This window comes from Leucobacter sp. 1207-22 (assembly GCF_052850455.1).
Map to the genome: position 1 here is coordinate 334,158 of NZ_VXCR01000004.1, position 16,550 is coordinate 350,707.

The window sequence follows — 16,550 nt, forward strand, 5'->3', positions numbered from 1 at the left end:
CAAGGAGATCACCATGTCTATTCGTATTCCCCAGCGCATCCTCGTTGCACCCAGCGGCTTTAAGGAGAGCCTGAGCGCCGAGGCGGTTGCCGCCGCGATTGCCGCCGGGATCCGCCGGGTCATTCCTGGGATTCATGTCGACGAGTACCCTGTTCCAGACGGCGGTGAAGGCACCGCGCGCGTGCTCGCGGCGACCACCGGCGGTCGTCTCGAACCCCTCACCGTCACTGGCCCAGTCGGGGCGCCGGTCGACGCGCACTGGGCACGCCTGGGTGGGGCGGCTGCAGGCACAGCCGTTGTTGAGATGGCCGCGGCAGCCGGGCTGAGCCTGGTGCCCCGCGACCAACGTGACCCCGGGCGCACCACGACCTACGGCGTCGGCGAACTCATCGCCGCGGCCCTCGATTCTGGCGCAACTCGCATCATTGTTGGCTGCGGTGATTCAGGCACGAGCGATGGCGGAGCCGGGGCGTTGCAGGCGCTCGGCGTGCGCATTCTCGATGCCGAGGGCGCGGATCTGCCCCACGGCGGCGCCGAACTCTCTCGCGCAACCCGCCTCGACTTCGATGGTGTACACCTTCGCCTGAGTGAGGTCGAGATCGTGCTCGCGTGCAATATCCACAATGTGCTGTGCGGTGAGCGCGGGGTCGCTCGCGTCTTCGGGCCGCAGAAGGGGGCAAGTCCCGCTGATGTTGAGGAGCTCTCTGCCGCGCTCGACCGCTGGGCAGCGTTGCTCACCCGCGATGCGCCGCACGGCAGCAGTATCGACCTGCGACTGGGAGCTGGCACCGGTGCCTCTGGTGGCCTCGGGGCGGGACTCGCCGCGGCTTTCGGTGCGCGACTGGCACCCCGTTTTGAGGTACTGCTTGATCCGAGTCTCGCACGCGGTGACCTCACCGCACTCATGTCTGAGGCGGATCTTGTCATCACCGCGGAGGGGGCGATCGACGTGCAGACGCCGCGGGGCAAGGTTCCCGCCGAAATCGCGCTTCGTGCGCAGACGCTCGGGGTTCCCGTGCTGGGCATCGCAGGAACGCTTGGCGCTGGCGCCCCTGACGTGCACGACATCGGTATCGGCGCGATTGCTTCCATACTCACTTCACCGATGCCACTTGAGCAGGCGGTCGCCGAAGGCGAAGCGTTGCTGCGCGATGCAGCCGAGCGCAGCATGCGGCTGATCTTGCTGGGTTCGGCGCTGTCTGCGCGCCACACGCTACCCCTCGCGGCGTAGGGAATGCACATTATTCTACGCAAACTCTTGAAAGCGCAGAATAATGTGCGTATCATCATTCGCACACGATACTGTGCATGCCAGGAGGCCCCGTGTTTGTCCAATCACCAAAAGCATTCGCGGAATTCGTGCGCTCACAACGCGTCAACGCTGGAATGACCCAAGAAGATCTCAGCACCCAGACAGGCATGAGCCGCAGGTGGGTGCAAGAACTTGAGTCAGGGAAACTCGTGCCATCTCTGGAAGCCGTGCTGCACGTGGCGGCTGCGTTCGGCTACGAGCTACATCTCGACCCCATGCAGAATACGTCGCACCTAGACGCAATGTTTGAGGAGCTGACATGAGCAGACATCCAGATGTTCTCGATCTCTGGCTCGACGGCAAGCACGCGGGATCACTTATGCGGGGCACCACTGATGAAGTGGAGTTCTCCTACGAAGATGCTTACTTCAGTACGCATGGAGCGACTCCGCTCTCGGTGAGTATGCCGCTGGTTCAGCAACATCACGGCCCGCGTGAGGTGATGCCTTGGTTGTCCAATCTGCTCCCGGACGCGGTGGAGGTACGAGACCGGTGGGCGGCTAAGTTCGGAGAGACGCGCAATGATCCCTTCACGCTGCTGAGGCATATGGGGCAGGACGCTCCCGGGTCAGTGCAAGTTGTGCCGCAGGGTGCCGAGCCTTCTCAACTCGGCAGCAAGTCGCAGATCACCGATGCGCGGATCGCCGAACGGATCCAAGAGATCATCGAAGACCCCGACCATTGGGTCGACGACAGCGACGAAGATCAAAGCCGTTTTTCCCTTGGCGGCAATCAGGGCAAGTTCGCGCTCGCACAAGTCGACGGACAGTGGTTCGAGCCGAACGGCCGCATGGCCAGCACGCATATTGTCAAACCCGGCATGGTCACTGTCCAAGGCCACACCAATGCCGAGGTCCAGGCAGTCGAGTTCGTCACGATGCGCGCGTCGCGGCAGCTAGGGCTCACCACCGCATCAGTCGAGATCGAAGATTTCAACGGCCTGCCGGCATTCGTCACGCAACGCTACGATCGCCTCACCAGCCCGGAAGGAGCGGTCACTCGCCTACACCAAGAGGACTTCTGTCAGGCCTTGTCGTTTCTGCCCTCTCGGAAGTACGAGGAGCATGGCGGCCCGACGATGGCCGACATGCTCGCCGTCGTCGATGGACACAGCTCTCCACGATGGCGGGACAACGATCGCATAGCCCTCGCACGATTGCTCTCGTTCAACCTGCTCGCTGCAGGAGTCGATGCGCATGCAAAGAATCACAGCCTCATCCTCAGCGGCAACCTGGTGCGCCTCGCGCCAGCCTACGACCTCATCTCAGCACATGGAATGTGGAATGCGGACCGCGTGCGGTTCAAGAGTTCCGCCGCCGTGCGGTACGGCAAAGAACGGCCCTATCGTCAGATTACCGGTCGAAATCTGGCTCGTACTGCCGACACCTTGCACATGGACCGAAGAGAGTTCCACGATCAGCTTGTCGAGATGCAGCGCCGACTCCCCAGCGCCCTCGATGCTGCGGTCGACGAGCTTCCCGTGGAGATGCTGACGGACCGGGTGAAGCGCATGGCAGAACGCGAGACGGAGTTTGGTATGGAGATCTCGTCACGGATGACCTCGGCCGATATTGCTGATACCCCTGTGTTCAATCCACCGTCCAATCGAACGAGCGACAGGCACAACCGCGTGTGGGTGCCCGGACAGCTGAAGAATGGCCTTTGGGAGACCGGCAGCTACCGAAACCGCGGACAGTCACGCTAGGAAGCGACTCCCGCACAGCGCACGCCTGGAAATAGGATCTGCAGAGACGCTCGTGTCAGCACGAGTATGACGAGGAGGTAGAAGTGTCGGGGTATCCCTGGGCGATGCTGCTCGCTGACCGTGGTGGTGAAGCTCTCGAGTCGCTCATTGCCACGCTCCTCATCGCACGGCATCCGAATGCGCGACAAGTGAATCCCTCGCAAGGGGATGGTGGCATCGATATCTTGCTGGAGACCCCAGATAGGCTCGTCATCTGGCAGGTGAAGTGTTTCGCGGCTCCGCTTTCACCGAGCCAGTGGGGGCAGGTTAAGAGATCGTGGAAGCGATTCTGCACGAAGTATGTCGAGAAGAGCCTGGCTGTCGCCGAATACAATCTCGTCACTCCCTGGACACCAACCGAGGAGAGGTATATCGAGTTCGGACTACTCACGGCGGGGGCGGCATTCCCGACGCATTGGCGCGGGGAAGCCTGGCTAAATCTTGCCGCCGATGAGTCACCGGCAACGATGCAGCGTTTCCAGTACGGCCCGAATGCTCTCGAACAGTACGTGAACGCGAAGGCACAACTCGCTGGAAACCCCGTGGAACTGTCTGACTCGATTTCGACGCTGGAGGCGATCGAGCGCAGGGAAGCTGCGCTCGATGATCTCCGAGATCTTGTCAGCGACCACTATTCGATCCGCCGCTCGGTCATCGCCGCACCGACGCCGGGCGAACTTCCTCCGATTCCGGAGGGTCCCGCCGCAATGCACCAGTTTCGTGAGGGCAAGAACGGTGACTGGATCGTCGACACTGTCGTCCCGAAATCGGCATCTGCACACGAACTCGATCCAATTAACATCAGCGCACGGTTCTCCTTGCAGGAAGGTTCCGAGGATCAGAAGCAGCTGGAGGCTTGGCTGGACTGGGGTACCCCATTCACGAACATTGCGGTGCAAACACGGCAAACCGGTGGCCCGTTTGGTTCACCCGAGTTCGCAAACACGTTGCTGTCGATCGTGCACCCCGATGAACGCCCTGACGCGGTTCCTCCGTTGACGCTGGTCATCACTGACCAGCATTCACGCACCAAGGTTCGGACACCACTCACCGTCGAATCACGCACCGAAGGCGCCCGCACGGGGTGGCGACACATAGTTGCAGTATCGAAGGAGCGCACGTTCAAGCTCGACCTCCGATTCAAACCAGGCGAAGTTTCAATGAACATCACAACCCTGCCGCTGACTGGGCTCGACCCAAATCGCTGTACGGGACGAGCTCTGGCCGCTCACTCAGCTCGACGATGGGGATCTCGCGGCCGTACTGATCCCTGATGGTCAACCTCTCATCAAACCATTCCCGAACTTCGTGCTTCCAGAATTCATGATCGAATATGGGCTCCCCATCGCGAACTCTCTCAGCATTCTGCAGGGCTACACTCTTGAGACTCTTCGTTTCCCAGATATTGAGGACGCGACGCTTGCAGAGATCAACGCGCTGCATCGTGTGGCTTCGATCTACGCAGGAGAACCTCTCAACGCAACGTGGTCCAGAATCGGCATGAGAGTTCCCGAAGACGAAGCAGAGCGTGCCTCCATAATGGGAGTCCTTTCGCCACTCGAAGATGGGAACGGGCTCATCGTCGCGGTCATTCATCCCGAGGTCAAACTCGCTGGGCTCGTGTTCACGATTCCTCATCCGCTGGCTGAAGCTCGTGAAGGCGCACGGTTGGAACCCGGTGTCACCGTAGATTCGCTCACACCAGGACAGGAGTTCGAACTACTGCCGGATGGAGTCGGAATGACCACGACCGCTAAAGTCGCTGATTGGACACCTGATTCCGCTCTCTAGTCAGCTGCGCGGTACGCCGCGCCGCGCCTCGCGAATCCAAACCGCAACTAGCTTGAGGAGCGTGATCGGGTGGATCCCGAGAACCGCAACTAGTAGAAGCGCAGCTTAAGCCACGCTGATTCCAGCGTTGTGCGCGCGATGGAACGCTTGATCGCTGCCCTGTCAATGACCCTTTTCTTTATCTTCGTCGCATCACTCACTCTCTAGCTGCTCCAATTTGCCACTCAATTCTGTCAGCGGAGTTGCGTTGTGCAGCCGGCGCGGGCCTGGGACTCAACGGCGCCGCCTAGGTTGCGAAGGTCGTTCAATCGGCGAGCCCCAGCCAACCACATGCCACCACCCGCAGTAGGGGCACTGCTCAGCAGATGCTCCTTTTTGCACCCGACTTGCAATCGCAGCCGCTTGCGCGCGCGATTCAATAGGATCTCGCTTCGTTCGACAACGAACCCCTTTAATACTCATGACCCTTCCTCCTTATCCGTTCATTTGGAGCCAGTAACAACAGGCTAGATGTAGCCTCCGACATCAAGCGCTCGGAGTTCCAATTGCAGGACTAGAGCCATCACTTTGTTAAGCGTCGGAGTTCATTCGACATGCTCGTTGGAATGAACATTCAGCATTCCTTCCCTCCGTTCGGAACCCGGTTTGGCGCTGATGTCAGCCCTCGTGGTTCCCGATTTCGTGCACGAGTGCGTTGGACGGATCCCGCCACACATCAGCGCAGAAGTCGTTCCATCACCGTCGAAAGTGAGTCCGAGGCGGAGAAAAGTTCTTTGAGCTCATGCGTTCGTCGTTCAACCCGACCTTGGATCCGCTGATCACGCTGAGTGACTATGCAAGTCTGATCGGGGATCGCTTCCTGCGTGGCGTCGATATGACTTCTACGGCGAGCGGCTACAGGGCGGGTCTAAGGCTTTGCGTGCTACCCACGCTCGGCCATGTCCGCATTCGTGAGATCTCTGTCGGCGCCGTTGATCGGTGTATCGATGTGTGGGAGGTCGAGCATTCTCCATCGACGCTGAAGAACACGATTGCGGCGCTCACCCGAGTGCTTGATGAGGCAGCCCGCGACGAGCTCATTACTCGCAACCCTGCGCGAGACCGTTCAAATCGGAGGCACCGGATGCAAGTAACACCCAAGCAGATTCAGCAGATGCCTTCGCCTACAGACTTGGAGCGGATTGCTGTGGCATGCGCCGAGGCACATCAGAGTTACTCCGACCATGTGATGCTGAGTGCGTTCCTTGCTGCACGGACTTCAGAAGTTGCCGGCCTGTTGGTCCGGGATGTGGATTGGGAGAACGGAGTCGTCGCAATCGAGCGCCAGTGTTTCCCCGGAACCGGCGGGCTGAGCGTCAAAGCACCGAAAGGGCGCCGTGCGCGGCTTGTGCCCATTATCGAGCCGGTTGCACCGGTGTTGCGACGGCTCACAACGCAACGTCGTCGCAATGCGCCCCTGTTGCGGGGTCCGCGCGGAGATGTCATCACGACGGCAGCTTTGCGGACTGCAACCGGCTGGGATGAACTGGTTACATCGCTGGGGTTGCAGGGGTTGCGCCTTCATGATCTGCGGCATTCGGGTGCAACCTGGTTCGCGAACGCGGGGGTCCCGATTCATGTGGTGAGCGACATTCTCGGGCATGCTTCCGTCGAGACGACGCGTGCGTACCTGCATCCTGACAATTCCGTTTTGCGCGCGGCAGCGCGATCGATGAACCAGCACTTCCTCAGGCAGTGACGACGCCGTAGAAACGACTGAACCCCTTGACCATGTCTGGTCAAGGGGTTCAGTCGTTGCAAAATTGGGTACACCAAAGTCCTTCAGCGCTGGTATACCACCCAGGTGAACGACCGAGAAAATCCTTCTGGTCAGTAACTTTTCTCTTAGTCGGGCTGACAGGATTTGAACCTGCGACCCCTTGACCCCCAGTCAAGTGCGCTACCAAACTGCGCCACAGCCCGTTGCCGAGGCAACTCCCCCATCTTAGTACATTCTCACGCCCTCGCTGAAACCTGCGCCGCACTGGCTCACCAACGACCTCACCAACGACCGCACACCCCTCCGCGTGCCCGGTCTCACATAAAGAGTCACGCCCAGAAAAACCGTCACCCCCGACCACCGCGTGACATCTGCCACAACCGCGCAAACGCCCCGCCCTCGCGCTCGCGAAGTTCCGCGGGCGCACCAGATTCCACGATCCGGCCATCCGCGCACACAACAACAGTCTCGGCTCCAGCAACCTGCTCCATGTGGTGCGCGATGACGACGGCGGTGCGATCACGCGTCACCTCCACAATGGCGCGCGTGAGCACACCATCGGCACCCGCCTGCGACCCGGCTTCGTCGAGCACGACGACGGGCGGATCAGCGAGCAGCACCCGGGCCAGCGCAATCTGCTGCGCGTCCCGGTGGCTGACCGATGCACTAAGCGTCGCGTCGAGTCCACCATCGAAACGCGCGACGTCACAGCCCACGCGGGCAAGCGCTGCAACAAGTTCTGCATCTGTTGCGTGGGGCGCAGCGATCCGCACATTGTCAGCAATCGTGCCCGAGAACAGGTAGGTCTCTTGCGCGACAAGCATCACTGCGGGACGTCCCGCGTGCATCGCCTCGCCTGCCAGGGCGCCGCCGATGCTCACGGATCCGCGCAACGGATCATCAAAGCCAGCAATGAGCCGCGCAATCGTGCTCTTGCCAGAGCCAGAGCTGCCAATGAGCGCGACAGTGTCGCCAGCGGGGATCGTGAGCGTCACCTCTTGTAAGGCGTCGCGCACGGCTTCTCCGCCGTAGCGGTAGCCAACGGCGCGAAGTTCGACCGAAGCATCGGTGACATTCGTGAAGTCAGGATCACGCGTGCCGTCGGCCGCCCCTGGTTCCGGCTCGGGTACGGCCTGCACCACCCCAGCGAGGCGTTGCAGACCTGCGAGTGCGCGCTGCAGATCGTCCATGCTGCCGAGCAGATCGCCGATGGGTCCGAACAGCCGGTGGAAGTACAGTGCGGCCGCAGTCACCGCGCCAACCGATAGCCCCGTCGTGGTCGCGAGCACGAAGCCGACGGCGAGCACGGCTGCGAGACCGACAAACTCCGCGGCATTCAGGCCGCCGATGAAGATGTTGCGCGCACGCGCGGTCTCCAGGTGCGTGTGCACCGCCGTCTCACTTGCGTGAGCAATGCGGTCAAGATGCGAATCACGCGTTCCGTACGCCCGCACGGTGTCTGCCCCTGAGACAGCTTCGACGAAGACGCGTCCGCGCTCTGCCTCTTCACGCCGCAGTCGTGCGTAAAGTGGGCGCGACCGACGCATGAACACGAACGTGCTCACGACCTGAATCGGCACAGCCGCAAGCGCAGCAAGCGCGAGCCAGGGGTTCAGCAGCGCGAGACCAAACACCGTGAGTGCGATGGTGAAGAGCGACCGCACGCAGAGCGGAATGACGCCAGATATCGCCTCGGTGATCGCTTCGACATCGTTTGTCACGCGCGAGATGAGGTCGGCATCGCCAGCGTCTTCAACCCGGCGAAGCGGTAGCCCGAGCGCAGCAGCGAAGACCAGCTCACGCAGTTCTGCGAGCGCTGATTGGAGGCAGCGTACGAGCAAGACTCCGCCAATGCCTTCGAGCATCGCCGCCGCGATACCCGCGCCCGCAAGCGCACCACCGAGCCAGAGCACCTGCGAGAACGGCTCCCCCGCAACCACCGCGTCGACAATCGCACCGAGTAATCGCGGGATCAACAGCATCGACGCCGTGCCAGCGAGCAAGAGCACGACCGCTGGAATGAGTATCGTGCGCCTCCGCCACAGGAGCTGAAGTCCGAGTCGCGCAGCCGCACGGGTGCTCGCGGTTGGCATGAGGTTCGGGGCCGGAGGCAACCCGCGTCCGTGTCCCGCGCCAGACGACTGGTCGGGGGCGCTCGCTGCGGGCGTCATGACGGATCCTTTGCATGTGGTTCGTGTGAGGCTGGGGCTGGGGCCGGGTCTGCGCTGGCACCCGCGCGCCCGTTCGCTGCGCGCCCATCCACGACGCGCGCGCACGCTGCGAGCAGAATGGGGCTCGAGGTGACAACCACGATCGGACGTCCGAGCCCGCGCAGGCCGTCGGCCACGCGCTGTTCGGTGATGGGATCCAGCGCGCTCGTCGGCTCGTCAAGCACCACGACGTCGGCATCTGAGTGCAGTGCGCGAGCGAGCAAGACGCGCTGACGCTGCCCGCCCGAGAGTCGTCGCCCACCAGCACCAATTGGTGCGTCGGCATGGCCCAGATGATCAAGCACTTCGTAAAGTTCGGCCGCGGCGAGCGCGCGGTCTGAGAGGTCGGCGGATCCGCTTCGCACCACGTTCTCCCGCAGTGTTCCGGTGAAGAGCGCTGCGTCGTGCGGGGGCGCGAGCGCGCAGGCCGCCATGCGTTCTGGGCCGAGTGCGCATGCGTCGGTGCCGCAGAATTGTAATTCGCCGGGGCCGAGCGGCGTGCGGAAGCCGAGGGCGGCAGAGATCGCTCGCGCTTCTGCCGGAGTATCAACACGCACCCCCAGCAGGCTGTCACTCGGGTGCACCTCTAGCGGTGCGCCCTGTGGCGGCGTCCAGCTGAGCAGCACTGGCGATGCATCGAAGCCGCCCGAGCCTTGACCTTCACCGAGATTCGTATCTCCCGCTGGCAGCGCGTACTCTGTTTCGAGCAGCTCTCGCAGGCGTTTGCTTGAGGCCCGCTTGTGCGCCCAGTTGGCTCCGAAGGTGCCGACGTGGGCGAGTGAACCCTGCAAGAACTGTGCGAGGCCGACGACGGTGACGAGTTGCCCTGGCGTGATCCGCCCTTGCAATGCGAGCCAGCCTGCGGCGAGCGCGAGCACCGCGAGGTACACAATGGAAATGAGGGTACTCACCGATTGATACGTCACCAACAGGCGCGAGGCGCTGATTGCGCGGTCGCGTGATTCGGTGCTCACACGACCGTATCTGCGCTGCATTTCGGCCTGCGCGCCAAGGCCGTGGATGACTCGCAACCCTGCGAGCGCGTCGGTGGCGATCTCGCTTGCGTGGCCGACTGCGGCTTGCTCGGCGGATCCTGCGCGTTCCAACGGCCTTGCCAGCCACTGCATGAGCAGCAGCACAAGTACTGCGCCGAGTCCGACCCCGACGCCGAGGGGCACCGAAATGACGAGCAGGGCGATGGTTGCTGACAGCACGGCAGTCACGGTCGCCGCCTGTTGCGCGATGCTCCAGGCGATCCCCGCGACGCGACCGGTGTCACTCGTCGCGATGGACAACAGTTCACCTGGGTGGCGTCTGCCGAGCACTCCACGCGGATGCAGCACCCGCGACGCCGCAAGCTGCCTGAGGTCGTGTTCACCGAACCCAAACACGCTCACCATGGCGCGCGCGGATCGTTGATAACTCAGCGACAGCACCAAGAACGTCGCACCGAGCACGCCGATCCACAGCAACAACTGTGTGAGGCTGCCCGGCTCGATTGCCCGGTCGATGATGATTCCGATGAGGATCGGTACGGCGGCTTCCGAGGCCTGATGCAGCATGAGGCCGAATGTTGCGGCTGCGAGCCGCCTGTCGCGTTTGTCGTTTGCGAGGGCGATCCGCAGGAGGTTCGGTACGCGCGGCGTGGTTGAGTTCCGGTTTCCTTGCCCTCGCGTAGACAAATAGCCCATGCTCACCCGATGTCTGCTGGGCGATCTCCTGAGAGATTCTGTGTCCAGTAGCCGATTGCGTGATGCCGGTTCCGAGCGAGCCCAAGACGTGCACGAAGGTCTGAACGAATGGCGCGACTCGTTGCGGCTTCACATGCGATCCAGGCGTACCAAGGGCCGTTGGGTTGTTCGAATTGCGCAACGGTCTTAGCGAGATCACTCGGTGCGAATCCGTTTCCGCTGCCAACGAGCCAGGTGATTTCGACTGTAGCTGCGGTGGTCAATGGGAGCACGTCGGCCTCGGTTGCTACCTCGATAATCGCCCTGGCATGAGCGTCTGCGGGAAGTTGCTCAAGAATTCGCCCGAGACCAGGGAGGCCAGTTGCGTCAGCTACGAGCAACTGAAACTCGGTGTCGTCAGCTGGCCCGTAATAAGAGGACGGCTCATCACTACTCGTGAATACCCCAATAACATGGCCAGGCTCGGCTCGCGAAGCCCAGTCAGACGCGACTCCTCCTTCGTGAATCACGAAGTCTATGTCGAAACGCTTTCCACCGTCACGCACCGCACGCATCGTGTAGTGCCGCCAGGGCGGTTCTTCGCCTTCCCAGCCGTGCCCATACTCGGGTGAATTGAACGTTTCAAGCTCGGCAACCGTCTCACCAGGGCGTGGGATCGCGATGTCGACGCGCTCATCCCCGATGCCGTCAAGGAACCAACGCCACGCTCCAACTGCTTCAAATTCGATGCGTCGCATGTGCGGCGAGAGCTGGGTGATGCTCACCACACGGGCTGGGGAACAGGGAATAGCCATGTCAAATGTCCTGCGTAACTCTTGCAGCGCTTCATGTGCCGCCGCGTGCGAATCCACGGGGTGTGTGCGTCAGGCAGTCGCTACTGTCGCTACGTTACCGCCGTGGATAGATACCCTCCCACCGTACGCAGAGACGGTATCGCGCTCAGGACAAGGTGTTCCGACTTTATGCCACCAGAACGTGAGGGTCACTCACCGGCGTTCCACAGTGCGCGGTAGTAGGCAATCCGCTCAGCATCCGGTGCAACACCGTAAGCGTCCCAGAACACCCGTTCGTCGTAGTTCTTGTAGTTCCATTCGAACGAGAGTGTCATGACGGCGAGATCCGCCCATCGATCCGCGGCCCCGACTCGCGCGGTATCAACGTGCGCGAGGAAGGCGCCAGATGTGTCGAGCAGGGTGTTCGGCGCACACGGATCACCGTGGCACACGACAAGTTTGTCGATCGGCGGCGCCTCAGGCACGGCTCCGTCGGGGATTCCGTCAGTGATCATGCGATGCCGGACGCCCCAGTCAAACGGGCAGTCATCAACCGGCAGCTCGTGCAGCTTTCGGAGCCCCTCACCGAGCCCGCGAAGTGCCGTATTGGGATCGGCCTGCCAACGCGGATCAACAGCAGAAACCCCGGGGAGTGCGTGTGTGATGAGCGCCTCATCCCCGTGCGTTGCGGCGAGCGCGACGATCTGTGGCACCGGGTGGATCCCGGCAAGCCAGCCAAGCCGGTCGGCCTCGGCTGCGAGCGATTCGCCCGAGGAGAGTGGGTTCCATTTCACGAACAGGTGGGGCTCGCCTGCGCCACGTTCCGGGCGCACGGCGAACGTCAGCCCGCCCACCGAGTTCTGCCAGACCGCAGTCAGCTCGGGATTCACAACGCCTTCGTCTGCAAGCGCGGCGAGTACGGTTTCGGGTACGTCAACGGGCCCTGTGGGCGCGCCTGCAAGTTCGAGCATTCCCGCAGTGTATCTTCCGCGGCTGATGCAGTGAGTAGCATGGTGCCCAGCTGTGCCAATGCTTGTCGTGGTGATGACCGTGACACAGGCACACAGAAGGAGCTCCACATGTTGCACGTATTTGATCTCGACGGAACACTTCTGCGCGGTACGACCGCAAGCATTGAGATCGCGCGCACCAACGGGACACTGAGCGATCTTCACGCGCTCGAAGCCGACTTTGCTGCGGGCGCGCTCGACACCAAGGGATTTGCGCAGGCGATCGGTGCACTGTGGCGTGGACTTGATGACGCAACCGTCGAAGCAGCTTTCTGCACCGCTCCATTCATGTCGGGCATTGAGCGCGTGATCACCGATATTTCGGAGCGCGGCGAACGCTCGGCGCTCATCACGATGACGCCGACATTCTTTGCCAACAAACTCACCCGATTTGGGTTCGACCACATTGCGGGTTCGGTGTTCCCTGCGCTTCCCCTCACCCAGGCGCCAAACCCCGACCGCATTCTTGTTCCAGAGTCGAAGGTGCTCATCACTGACGAACTCCTCACACGCTATGGCTTCAACCGCTCAGACTGCGTGGCCTACGGCGACTCACTGTCAGATATGCCGCTTTTTGCAACCCTCACTCACACGGTTGCCATCAACGCGAGCGAAGCGCTGAGCGCACGAAGCAGCATGCACTATCGCGGTGACGATCTCTGGGCGGCGTACTCGGAGGCGCGTAGTCTGGTCGCTTGCTCAAGTTAGTACCAGAACCACCAGCGGCGACGACACTTCCATTTCGCACACCCTCGACACCCATTTGGAGCTGTTCAGAAAATGACGACACGCACTTGGCACGGACGCGCATTTCTCGGCATGAGCCTCGACGGCTACATCGCAGGCCCCGGAGGCGACCTGTCGTTTCTGGAGTCAGCACCCGGCGCGGGCCAACACGTCACGATCGAGAGCGCGCACCCGGCACTCACCTGGGAGACTTTCTTCCCCGCCATCGACACACTCGTACTTGGCCGCACGACCTATGAAAAGGTACTGACGTTCGGCGACTGGCCGTACGGGATACTGCGGGTGTTCGTGCTCAGCACCACGCTCGCAGCCACCGACGACCGAGTAACCGTCGTGCGCTCGATGGACGAACTGCGCCAAGCACTCGACACCGCAGGCGCACGTGAGGTGTACTTCGACGGCGGACGCACGGTGCAGGCCTGCCTCGCGCTCGGCTTGCTCGACGAACTCACCGTCTCGATCCTGCCGATCGTCATCGGCGGCGGATCAAGACTCTTTGGTGACGGCGATCAGGCAGAACTTGCGGTCGCGGGCACCCACGTCGAGTCCGATGGCCTGGTGCGGATCACGTATCGCGTGCTGCACTCCGCGCACGCTTAAGCGCCAGGCGACCCCGCTCAAGCGCCCAAGCGCCACCGCCACAGGCGCCGAGCGCGAGCACAGATGGCAGCCATGGCACAAGCACCGGCAGCGGATCACTGAGCAACACCAGCACGAGCAAACCCCCGGCGGTGCACATCGCTGGCACAAGCATCGCATTGCGCGCCACAACGAACTCGCGCGCAGTCGGCGTTCCGAGCGCATAGAGTTCGCGCAGGTACCGCATTCCAACCACCGCGAGCACAGCGAGACCGGCAATGAGCGCCCAGGTTCCGCTTGCCATTAGCGAGCACCACCGCTCAGCACAAACTGTTCCATGTCGTCATCATCGCGCCCCTCGTGAGTCCACCCAATTGCGGCAAAGAACCGTTTCGCTGGTTCGTTTTCAAGATCGACAAACGCCACCCATTGCCGCGCGGGTGGGTGTGCCTCCCACGCAAGCGCGGACGCAAGCGCGCGCCGCCCGATGCCTTCGCCGCGTCTGCGTGGATTCACCGCAAGATCGGTAATTCCGTGTTCTTCGCCCTCCGGATCCCACACGCACCCAATCAGCGCAACCGGCTCACCAGCGTGGTCAAGGCAGACCAACTGCGCGCCCTGAGTCTCTGCGAGCACGTATGCAAGCCACTCAGCGTCTAGCGGGCCAAGCTCACGGTCGAGCGTCTCGTCAGTGAACCAGTCACTGATCCACTGCCAGTCTGTGCGCTCAATCGGACGCACTGAGATCGATTGCTGAAGAGGCATGGGCCGATCGTACCGGCTCCCCGGCAGCTGGGCCGATCCGCGCCTATTTTGGGGTGCGGATCGTCGCCGCAGTCACCATGCCCACCATCGCGGCGACGGTGGCAACCGTGAACAGCAACAGACTTGTATCGTGCGTCACGCCGCTCGCAAGAATGAGCATCGTAATCGGGGTGCCAAATGCCGATCCAACCGTGCGGAGCACGCCGTTCACCCCAACTGCTGCCGCGATTTCGTCACGCGGCACGAGGCGCGATACCAGGTCTGCGGCGAGCGCAAAGCCCAAACCATTTCCGAGACCGACCAACGCGAAGAATCCGATGAGCGCAGGCAGTGAACTCACGCACACCGCGGCCCCCACGCTGCCGACGCCCATTGCGGCGAGCGCGATCATTCCTACGACGCCTGGGCGCAGCTTGGTGAGGAGTTTTGGCGTCATGCGCCCACCGAGAAACACCAGAATTGCGCCTGGCAGCATCGCGAATCCGGTCTGCGCAACATCCATGCCGAAGCCGTGTGGCTGTAGCGCCTGGAAGATTGCGGGCAGGCCAACATAGAACAGATATGGAATGAAGCCGAGCAGCAGCGTGAGCAGGTTCACACTGATCAGCGCTGGCTTTGACAACACCCGCACGTCAACGAGCGGGTGTTGCACTCGTTGCTCGACCACCCACAGCAAGACCGCCGCCAACACCGCAAATGCCGCGAGCCCAAGCACTACTGGGCTCGCCCAACCCCAGCTACTCCCCTGCGAGACCGCGAGCAACAACGCTGACAACGTGAGCGCAAGCAAGCTCGCGCCAACCCAGTCGAGGCGAGTGCGTGCCGATCCGCTGCGGGGCGAACGTGGCACCCAGCAGGCAACAAGCACCATACTCAGCGCACCGAGCACGACCCCGACAACGAAGAGCCACTCCCAGGTCAGTGCCTCAGCGATAAACCCGCCAATAACCAACGCCGCACCTGCCCCAAGGCCGAGCGTGCCACTCAGCCACCCGACCGCCGCGGGCTGTCGGTCACTCGGTAGGTGACGACGCACGATTGCGAGCGCGAGCGGGAATGACGCGGTCGAGGCACCCTGCAACACTCGCCCAGCGAGGAAGAGCGGGAAGGCGCCGCCAACCACGCAGAGCGCGCTGCCCACCACAAACGCCCCCATTGACCAGAGCAAAAGTCGACGGTGACCGTAGGCATCGCCGAGCGCACCGAGAATCGGAGCTGCGATCGCCCCGCTCAAAAGGTATGCGGTGAGCACCCAGCCGCCACCCGCGGCATCGAGCCCGAGACTCGCAACGATTTCTGGCAGCGCAGGCACCAGCAGCGTTTGCATGAGCGAGTACGACAGCACTGCGCACAGCAGTGCAGGCAAGAGCCCGGTGCTGCTGTGCGCGGCATCGAGTTGGCGGGTGTGGGGTGTGGTCATGTCACAGCTTTCTTAATCGGAGCGGATCATTCCGTTCCGATCAATCTACGCGTTTTGCCCGCGCCCCGCTACCCTGGAGTCATGAGTTCCAGCGAACCCACTGTCGATCGCGGTCGCGCCAAAGAAGCCCGCGCCAACGATCGAGCAGTGCTCGAAGCAGCGCGCGATGTATTTGCAGAGCAGGGCTTCCAGGCATCAACTGCGACCATTGCGCAGCGCGCTGGCGTCGGCGTCGCTTCGATCTATCGGCGCTACGGCTCGAAAGACGATCTCGTGCATGCGCTGCGCCTCCTCGCACTCGAAGACGTCATTCGTATCGCCGAAGAGGTCATCGCAGAAGCCCCGCAGTCAACGATCGCTCGATTCCTCACGCGTCACCTCGAAGAGGCCGCGAACCCGCTCGCGACGACCTTTGGTCAGCGGCTACCAACGACCCCTGAGATCGACGCGGCAGCCGCACGGCTCGGTGAGGCGCTTGAGACCCTCGTTGCGGCGGATCGCAACCGCGGCAACGCACCCGCCGACTACACGGCCGGTGAACTCATGCTCGCAATCGCGCACCTTCGCCCCCACCTCGCGGTCCCCCAGGCGAATGCCACCCCACTACACCTCAGGCAGCTCGACCTCTATTTGGCTGGTCTCCAGCAGATCGCCCGCGGCGCGGCACCACAACGTGGTACCGCGCTGAGCTGGGATGACTGGGTGAGCTTCAACAGCGATCCGCAGCGGTAATTCGCCGCGCGCTGCCG

Annotated in this window: 16 protein-coding genes and 1 tRNA gene; 9 read left to right on the forward strand and 8 right to left on the reverse strand. The window is 62.4% G+C overall.

Annotation, left to right across the window (positions count from 1 at the left end; translation table 11 throughout):
* The first annotated feature begins 13 nt into the window (after positions 1–13).
* The 6 genes from FW756_RS09770 to FW756_RS09795 all read left to right on the forward strand — a co-directional run bounded on the left by FW756_RS09770 (position 14) and on the right by FW756_RS09795 (position 6,585).
* Positions 14–1,231, forward strand: coding sequence for a glycerate kinase family protein (locus FW756_RS09770; protein ID WP_446429955.1), 1,218 nt, complete (start codon positions 14–16; stop codon positions 1,229–1,231).
* 92 nt (positions 1,232–1,323) lie between these two features.
* A complete protein-coding gene (locus FW756_RS09775) occupies positions 1,324–1,575 on the forward strand; it encodes a helix-turn-helix domain-containing protein (protein WP_446429956.1) in 252 nt (83 codons plus the stop codon).
* Positions 1,572–3,017 carry a HipA domain-containing protein gene (locus tag FW756_RS09780; RefSeq protein WP_446429957.1) on the forward strand — a complete coding sequence of 482 codons (1,446 nt, stop codon included), beginning with the start codon at positions 1,572–1,574 and terminating at the stop codon, positions 3,015–3,017. The genes FW756_RS09775 and FW756_RS09780 overlap by 4 nt, the downstream gene beginning before the upstream one ends.
* A gap of 83 nt (positions 3,018–3,100) precedes the next feature.
* Positions 3,101–4,330 carry a hypothetical protein gene (locus FW756_RS09785; protein ID WP_446429958.1) on the forward strand — a complete coding sequence of 410 codons (1,230 nt, stop codon included), beginning with the start codon at positions 3,101–3,103 and terminating at the stop codon, positions 4,328–4,330.
* A 34-nt stretch (positions 4,331–4,364) separates the two neighbouring features.
* Positions 4,365–4,847: a hypothetical protein gene (locus FW756_RS09790; protein ID WP_446429959.1), complete on the forward strand. Its 483-nt coding sequence runs from the start codon at positions 4,365–4,367 to the stop codon at positions 4,845–4,847.
* A 781-nt stretch (positions 4,848–5,628) separates the two neighbouring features.
* A complete protein-coding gene (locus FW756_RS09795; protein ID WP_446429960.1) occupies positions 5,629–6,585 on the forward strand; it encodes a tyrosine-type recombinase/integrase in 957 nt (318 codons plus the stop codon).
* A gap of 150 nt (positions 6,586–6,735) precedes the next feature.
* Here FW756_RS09795 and FW756_RS09800 read toward each other — a convergent pair.
* The 5 genes from FW756_RS09800 to FW756_RS09820 all read right to left on the reverse strand — a co-directional run bounded on the left by FW756_RS09800 (position 6,736) and on the right by FW756_RS09820 (position 12,251).
* Positions 6,736–6,809 (reverse strand) — tRNA-Pro (locus FW756_RS09800).
* Positions 6,810–6,953: 144 nt separating this feature from the next.
* Complete coding sequence (locus FW756_RS09805; RefSeq protein WP_446429961.1) at positions 6,954–8,777, reverse strand: ABC transporter ATP-binding protein; 1,824 nt, start codon at positions 8,775–8,777, stop codon at positions 6,954–6,956.
* Positions 8,774–10,498, reverse strand: a complete 1,725-nt coding sequence (locus FW756_RS09810) for an ABC transporter transmembrane domain-containing protein (RefSeq protein WP_446429962.1) — start codon at positions 10,496–10,498, stop codon at positions 8,774–8,776. Before FW756_RS09810 ends, FW756_RS09805 begins: the two co-directional genes overlap by 4 nt.
* A gap of 11 nt (positions 10,499–10,509) precedes the next feature.
* On the reverse strand, positions 10,510–11,301 hold the full coding sequence (locus tag FW756_RS09815) for a siderophore-interacting protein (RefSeq protein ID WP_446429963.1): 792 nt from the start codon (positions 11,299–11,301) through the stop codon (positions 10,510–10,512).
* 188 nt (positions 11,302–11,489) lie between these two features.
* Positions 11,490–12,251 carry a phosphotransferase gene (locus FW756_RS09820; protein ID WP_446429964.1) on the reverse strand — a complete coding sequence of 254 codons (762 nt, stop codon included), beginning with the start codon at positions 12,249–12,251 and terminating at the stop codon, positions 11,490–11,492.
* Positions 12,252–12,359: 108 nt separating this feature from the next.
* Between FW756_RS09820 and FW756_RS09825 the strand changes: the two genes are divergently transcribed.
* On the forward strand, positions 12,360–12,998 hold the full coding sequence (locus FW756_RS09825) for an HAD family hydrolase (protein ID WP_446429965.1): 639 nt from the start codon (positions 12,360–12,362) through the stop codon (positions 12,996–12,998).
* Between the two features lie 72 nt (positions 12,999–13,070).
* Positions 13,071–13,637: a dihydrofolate reductase family protein gene (locus FW756_RS09830; RefSeq protein WP_446429966.1), complete on the forward strand. Its 567-nt coding sequence runs from the start codon at positions 13,071–13,073 to the stop codon at positions 13,635–13,637.
* Here FW756_RS09830 and FW756_RS09835 read toward each other — a convergent pair.
* From FW756_RS09835 to FW756_RS09845, 3 genes are read right to left on the reverse strand one after another with little or no spacing between them, the layout of a single operon-like run.
* Positions 13,603–13,920 (reverse strand): hypothetical protein, encoded by a 318-nt coding sequence (locus FW756_RS09835; protein WP_446429967.1) that lies wholly within the window; start codon positions 13,918–13,920, stop codon positions 13,603–13,605. The genes FW756_RS09830 and FW756_RS09835 overlap by 35 nt on opposite strands.
* The gene (locus FW756_RS09840; protein ID WP_446429968.1) at positions 13,920–14,381 is read right to left on the reverse strand and encodes a GNAT family N-acetyltransferase; all 462 of its coding nucleotides are present in this window, start codon (positions 14,379–14,381) and stop codon (positions 13,920–13,922) included. Before FW756_RS09840 ends, FW756_RS09835 begins: the two co-directional genes overlap by 1 nt.
* A 43-nt stretch (positions 14,382–14,424) precedes the next feature.
* Entirely contained in the window at positions 14,425–15,801 is a 1,377-nt protein-coding gene (locus tag FW756_RS09845) for an MFS transporter (RefSeq protein WP_446429969.1), read from the reverse strand.
* 81 nt (positions 15,802–15,882) lie between these two features.
* Here FW756_RS09845 and FW756_RS09850 point away from each other — a divergent pair, with 81 nt between their 5' ends.
* Positions 15,883–16,533 (forward strand): TetR/AcrR family transcriptional regulator, encoded by a 651-nt coding sequence (locus FW756_RS09850; RefSeq protein ID WP_446429970.1) that lies wholly within the window; start codon positions 15,883–15,885, stop codon positions 16,531–16,533.
* The last annotated feature ends 17 nt before the right edge of the window (positions 16,534–16,550 follow it).